Genomic DNA, 5,391 nt, shown 5'->3' with positions numbered 1-5,391 from the left:
GAGAAGAGCCATACCGCTGATTCTGCGTTTGCTGATGAACTAAGTCAACCTCAGCACTAACCTTGCGAGTCATTTCTTTGATTTGGTCATTGGTAAAATACTGACCAGCCGTTTGAGCTTGAGTAAGCATTTGGCGCATAATCTCGGAAACCTGCTGTTGCTTGGAAAGATTGGTGTTTTCCATAATAGACGCAACGCGAGCAGTAGACTCCTTCTGTTGATAAGCAAGCATCTCATTTTGTGCATATACCTGGTCTTTCGTATTCTGGCGTGAAGTCGCCGACTGAATGCCAGCAATCTCTTTTTGAGTCTCATTTTGCATCTCGGCAATCTCTTTCTGATTGTCCAGTTGCATTTTAGTAAGCTCTTTTTGATTCTCAAATCCGGCGTCAACCATACCAGCAGAGGAAGCATCAGCACCAGCACGCTCCCAAGCATTAAGCTCAGGAAATGCAGCAGCAAGATAATCACGAGTATCCTTTCCTTTATCAGCGGCAGACTTGCCACCAAGTCCAACCAAATCAAGCAACTTATCAGAAACGGCAGAAGTGCCAGCCTGCAACGTACCTTCAAGAAGTCCTTTACCAGCTTTAGCCATAGCACCAGAAACAAAACTAGGGACGGCCTCATCAGGGTTAGGAACATTAGAGCCTTGAATGGCAGATTTAATACCAGCATCACCCATGCCTACAGTATTGTTATCGGTAGCAAGCACATCACCTTGAATGCCACCGGAGGCGGCTTTTTGACCGCCTCCAAACAATTTAGACATGGCGCCACCAGCAAGAGCAGAAGCAATACCGCCAGCAATAGCACCAAACATAAATCACCTCACTTAAGTGGCTGGAGACAAATAATCTCTTTAATAACCTGATTCAGCGAAACCAATCCGCGGCATTTAGTAGCGGTAAAGTTAGACCAAACCATGAAACCAACATAAACATTATTGCCCGGCGTACGGGGAAGGACGTCAATAGTCACACAGTCCTTGACGGTATAATAACCACCATCATGGCGACCATCCAAAGGATAAACATCATAGGCAGTCGGGAGGGTAGTCGGAACCGAAGAAGACTCAAAGCGAACCAAACAGGCAAAAAATTTAGGGTCGGCATCAAAAGCAATATCAGCACCAACAGAAACAACCTGATTAGCGGCGTTGACAGATGTATCCATCTGAATGCAATGAAGAAAACCACCATTACCAGCATTAACCGTCAAACTATCAAAATATAACGTTGACGATGTAGCTTTAGGTGTCTGTAAAACAGGTGCCGAAGAAGCTGGAGTAACAGAAGTGAGAACCAGCTTATCAGAAAAAAAGTTTGAATTATGGCGAGAAATAAAAGTCTGAAACATGATTAAACTCCTAAGCAGAAAACCTACCGCGCTTCGCTTGGTCAACCCCTCAGCGGCAAAAATTAAAATTTTTACCGCTTCGGCGTTATAACCTCACACTCAATCTTTTATCACGAAGTCATGATTGAATCGCGAGTGGTCGGCAGATTGCGATAAACGGTCACATTAAATTTAACCTGACTATTCCACTGCAACAACTGAACGGACTGGAAACACTGGTCATAATCATGGTGGCGAATAAGTACGCGTTCTTGCAAATCACCAGAAGGCGGTTCCTGAATGAATGGGAAGCCTTCAAGAAGGTGATAAGCAGGAGAAACATACGAAGGCGCATAACGATACCACTGACCCTCAGCAATCTTAAACTTCTTAGACGAATCACCAGAACGGAAAACATCCTTCATAGAAATTTCACGCGGCGGCAAGTTGCCATACAAAACAGGGTCGCCAGCAATATCGGTATAAGTCAAAGCACCTTTAGCGTTAAGGTACTGAATCTCTTTAGTCGCAGTAGGCGGAAAACGAACAAGCGCAAGAGTAAACATAGTGCCATGCTCAGGAACAAAGAAACGCGGCACAGAATGTTTATAGGTCTGTTGAACACGACCAGAAAACTGGCCTAACGACGTTTGGTCAGTTCCATCAACATCATAGCCAGATGCCCAGAGATTAGAGCGCATGACAAGTAAAGGACGGTTGTCAGCGTCATAAGAGGTTTTACCTCCAAATGAAGAAATAACATCATGGTAACGCTGCATGAAGTAATCACGTTCTTGGTCAGTATGCAAATTAGCATAAGCAGCTTGCAGACCCATAATGTCAATAGATGTGGTAGAAGTCGTCATTTGGCGAGAAAGCTCAGTCTCAGGAGGAAGCGGAGCAGTCCAAATGTTTTTGAGATGGCAGCAACGGAAACCATAACGAGCATCATCTTGATTAAGCTCATTAGGGTTAGCCTCGGTACGGTCAGGCATCCACGGCGCTTTAAAATAGTTGTTATAGATATTCAAATAACCCTGAAACAAATGCTTAGGGATTTTATTGGTATCAGGGTTAATCGTGCCAAGAAAAGCGGCATGGTCAATATAACCAGTAGTGTTAACAGTCGGGAGAGGAGTGGCATTAACACCATCCTTCATGAACTTAATCCACTGTTCACCATAAACGTGACGATGAGGGACATAAAAAGTAAAAATGTCTACAGTAGAGTCAATAGCAAGGCCACGACGCAATGGAGAAAGACGGAGAGCGCCAACGGCGTCCATCTCGAAGGAGTCGCCAGCGATAACCGGAGTAGTTGAAATGGTAATAAGACGACCAATCTGACCAGCAAGGAAGCCAAGATGGGAAAGGTCATGCGGCATACGCTCGGCGCCAGTTTGAATATTAGACATAATTTATCCTCAAGTAAGGGGCCGAAGCCCCTGCAATTAAAATTGTTGACCACCTACATACCAAAGACGAGCGCCTTTACGCTTGCCTTTAGTACCTCGCAACGGCTGCGGACGACCAGGGCGAGCGCCAGAACGTTTTTTACCTTTAGACATTACATCACTCCTTCTGCACGTAATTTTTGACGCACGTTTTCTTCTGCGTCAGTAAGAACGTCAGTGTTTCCTGCGCGTACACGCAAGGTAAACGCGAACAATTCAGCGGCTTTAACCGGACGCTCGACGCCATTAATAATGTTTTCCGTAAATTCAGCGCCTTCCATGATGAGACAGGCCGTTTGAATGTTGACGGGATGAACATAATAAGCAATGACGGCAGCAATAAACTCAACAGGAGCAGGAAAGCGAGGGTATCCTACAAAGTCCAGCGTACCATAAACGCAAGCCTCAACGCAGCGACGAGCACGAGAGCGGTCAGTAGCAATCCAAACTTTGTTACTCGTCAGAAAATCGAAATCATCTTCGGTTAAATCCAAAACGGCAGAAGCCTGAATGAGCTTAATAGAGGCCAAAGCGGTCTGGAAACGTACGGATTGTTCAGTAACTTGACTCATGATTTCTTACCTATTAGTGGTTGAACAGCATCGGACTCAGATAGTAATCCACGCTCTTTTAAAATGTCAACAAGAGAATCTCTACCATGAACAAAATGTGACTCATATCTAAACCAGTCCTTGACGAACGTGCCAAGCATATTAAGCCACTTCTCCTCATCCAACGCGTCAGTTTTTGACAGAATCGTTAGTTGATGGCGAAAGGTCGCAAAGTAAGAGCTTCTCGAGCTGCGCAAGGATAGGTCGAATTTTCTCATTTTCCGCCAGCAGTCCACTTCGATTTAATTCGTAAACAAGCAGTAGTAATTCCTGCTTTATCAAGATAATTTTTCGACTCATCAGAAATATCCGAAAGTGTTAACTTCTGCGTCATGGAAGCGATAAAACTCTGCAGGTTGGATACGCCAATCATTTTTATCGAAGCGCGCATAAATTTGAGCAGATTTGTCGTCACAGGTTGCGCCGCCAAAACGTCGGCTACAGTAACTTTTCCCAGCCTCAATCTCATCTCTCTTTTTGCGTTCTGCTTCAATATCTGGTTGAACGGCGTCGCGTCGTAACCCAGCTTGGTAAGTTGGATTAAGCACTCCGTGGACAGATTTGTCATTGTGAGCATTTTCATCCCGAAGTTGCGGCTCATTCTGATTCTGAACAGCTTCTTGGGAAGTAGCGACAGCTTGGTTTTTAGTGAGTTGTTCCATTCTTTAGCTCCTAGACCTTTAGCAGCAAGGTCCATATCTGACTTTTTGTTAACGTATTTAGCCACATAGAAACCAACAGCCATATAACTGGTAGCTTTAAGCGGCTCACCTTTAGCATCAACAGGCCACAACCAACCAGAACGTGAAAAAGCGTCCTGCGTGTAGCGAACTGCGATGGGCATACTGTAACCATAAGGCCACGTATTTTGCAAGCTATTTAACTGGCGGCGATTGCGTACCCGACGACCAAAATTAGGGTCAACGCTACCTGTAGGAAGTGTCCGCATAAAGTGCACCGCATGGAAATGAAGACGGCCATTAGCTGTACCATACTCAGGCACACAAAAATACTGATAGCAGTCGGCGTGTGAATCATTAGCCTTGCGACCCTCGGCAGCAAGAACCATACGACCAATATCACGAAAATAGTCACGCAAAGCATTGGGATTATCATAAAACGCCTCTAATCGGTCGTCAGCCAACGTGAGAGTGTCAAAAACGATAAACCAACCATCAGCATGAGCCTGTCGCATTGCATTCATCAAACGCTGAATAGCAAAGCCTCTACGCGATTTCATAGTGGAGGCCTCCAGCAATCTTGAACACTCATCCTTAATACCTTTCTTTTTGGGGTAATTATACTCATCGCGAATATCCTTAAGAGGGCGTTCAGCAGCCAGCTTGCGGCAAAACTGCGTAACCGTCTTCTCGTTCTCTAAAAACCATTTTTCGTCCCCTTCGGGGCGGTGGTCTATAGTGTTATTAATATCAAGTTGGGGGAGCACATTGTAGCATTGTGCCAATTCATCCATTAACTTCTCAGTAACAGATACAAACTCATCACGAACGTCAGAAGCAGCCTTATGGCCGTCAACATACATATCACCATTATCGAACTCAACGCCCTGCATACGAAAAGACAGAATCTCTTCCAAGAGCTTGATGCGGTTATCCATCTGCTTATGGAAGCCAAGCATTGGGGATTGAGAAAGAGTAGAAATGCCACAAGCCTCAATAGCAGGTTTAAGAGCCTCGATACGCTCAAAGTCAAAATAATCAGCGTGACATTCAGAAGGGTAATAAGAACGAACCATAAAAAAGCCTCCAAGATTTGGAGGCATGAAAACATACAATTGGGAGGGTGTCAATCCTGACGGTTATTTCCTAGACAAATTAGAGCCAATACCATCAGCTTTACCGTCTTTCCAGAAATTGTTCCAAGTATCGGCAACAGCTTTATCAATACCATGAAAAATATCAACCACACCAGAAGCAGCATCAGTGACGACATTAGAAATATCCTTTGCAGTAGCGCCAATATGAGAA

9 protein-coding genes are annotated in these 5,391 nt (G+C 44.7%); all 9 read right to left on the bottom strand.

The features are described 5' to 3' along the window. Nucleotides 1-823: Minor spike protein (locus BN1130_RS23355; RefSeq protein WP_042044090.1), on the bottom strand; the 823-nt coding region annotated here is incomplete at its 3' end. Nucleotides 824-831: 8 nt separating this feature from the next. Next, nucleotides 832-1,359, bottom strand: a complete 528-nt coding sequence (locus BN1130_RS23350; protein WP_000487867.1) for a hypothetical protein — start codon at nt 1,357-1,359, stop codon at nt 832-834. A gap of 110 nt (nt 1,360-1,469) precedes the next feature. Continuing rightward, nucleotides 1,470-2,753 (bottom strand): major capsid protein, encoded by a 1,284-nt coding sequence (locus BN1130_RS23345; protein ID WP_000065572.1) that lies wholly within the window; start codon nt 2,751-2,753, stop codon nt 1,470-1,472. 36 nt (nt 2,754-2,789) lie between these two features. Beyond that, on the bottom strand, nt 2,790-2,906 hold the full coding sequence (locus BN1130_RS23340) for a phage DNA packaging protein J (RefSeq protein ID WP_000033471.1): 117 nt from the start codon (nt 2,904-2,906) through the stop codon (nt 2,790-2,792). After that, a complete protein-coding gene (locus BN1130_RS23335; RefSeq protein WP_000084700.1) occupies nt 2,906-3,364 on the bottom strand; it encodes a scaffolding protein D in 459 nt (152 codons plus the stop codon). The genes BN1130_RS23340 and BN1130_RS23335 overlap by 1 nt, the downstream gene beginning before the upstream one ends. Continuing rightward, the gene (locus BN1130_RS23330; protein WP_016670801.1) at nt 3,361-3,600 is read right to left on the bottom strand and encodes a phage DNA packaging protein C; all 240 of its coding nucleotides are present in this window, start codon (nt 3,598-3,600) and stop codon (nt 3,361-3,363) included. The genes BN1130_RS23335 and BN1130_RS23330 overlap by 4 nt, the downstream gene beginning before the upstream one ends. Next, nucleotides 3,533-3,685 carry a hypothetical protein gene (locus tag BN1130_RS23325; protein ID WP_435988044.1) on the bottom strand — a complete coding sequence of 51 codons (153 nt, stop codon included), beginning with the start codon at nt 3,683-3,685 and terminating at the stop codon, nt 3,533-3,535. The genes BN1130_RS23330 and BN1130_RS23325 overlap by 68 nt, the downstream gene beginning before the upstream one ends. After that, on the bottom strand, nt 3,618-5,159 hold the full coding sequence (locus BN1130_RS23320) for a replication endonuclease (RefSeq protein WP_000252566.1): 1,542 nt from the start codon (nt 5,157-5,159) through the stop codon (nt 3,618-3,620). The genes BN1130_RS23325 and BN1130_RS23320 overlap by 68 nt, the downstream gene beginning before the upstream one ends. Nucleotides 5,160-5,222: 63 nt before the next feature. After that, nucleotides 5,223-5,384 carry a hypothetical protein gene (locus BN1130_RS23315; protein ID WP_503089941.1) on the bottom strand — a complete coding sequence of 54 codons (162 nt, stop codon included), beginning with the start codon at nt 5,382-5,384 and terminating at the stop codon, nt 5,223-5,225. Between the last annotated feature and the right edge of the window lie 7 nt (nt 5,385-5,391).

It is taken from the genome of Aeromonas rivuli (assembly GCF_000820045.1).
GTDB classification, from domain to species: Bacteria; Pseudomonadota; Gammaproteobacteria; order Enterobacterales; family Aeromonadaceae; genus Aeromonas; species Aeromonas rivuli.
Note: the sequence above shows the minus strand (reverse complement) of the source record. Positions and strands in the feature narration are given on the sequence as shown.

Excerpts from the sequence above, each read along its gene's own strand:
- BN1130_RS23350 (WP_000487867.1), bottom strand. The coding sequence starts at position 1,359 with ATGTTTCAGACTTTTATTTCTCGCCATAATTCAAACTTTTTTTCTGAT.
- BN1130_RS23345 (WP_000065572.1), bottom strand. The coding sequence starts at position 2,753 with ATGTCTAATATTCAAACTGGCGCCGAGCGTATGCCGCATGACCTTTCC.
- BN1130_RS23340 (WP_000033471.1), bottom strand. The coding sequence starts at position 2,906 with ATGTCTAAAGGTAAAAAACGTTCTGGCGCTCGCCCTGGTCGTCCGCAG.
- BN1130_RS23335 (WP_000084700.1), bottom strand. The coding sequence starts at position 3,364 with ATGAGTCAAGTTACTGAACAATCCGTACGTTTCCAGACCGCTTTGGCC.
- BN1130_RS23320 (WP_000252566.1), bottom strand. The coding sequence starts at position 5,159 with ATGGTTCGTTCTTATTACCCTTCTGAATGTCACGCTGATTATTTTGAC.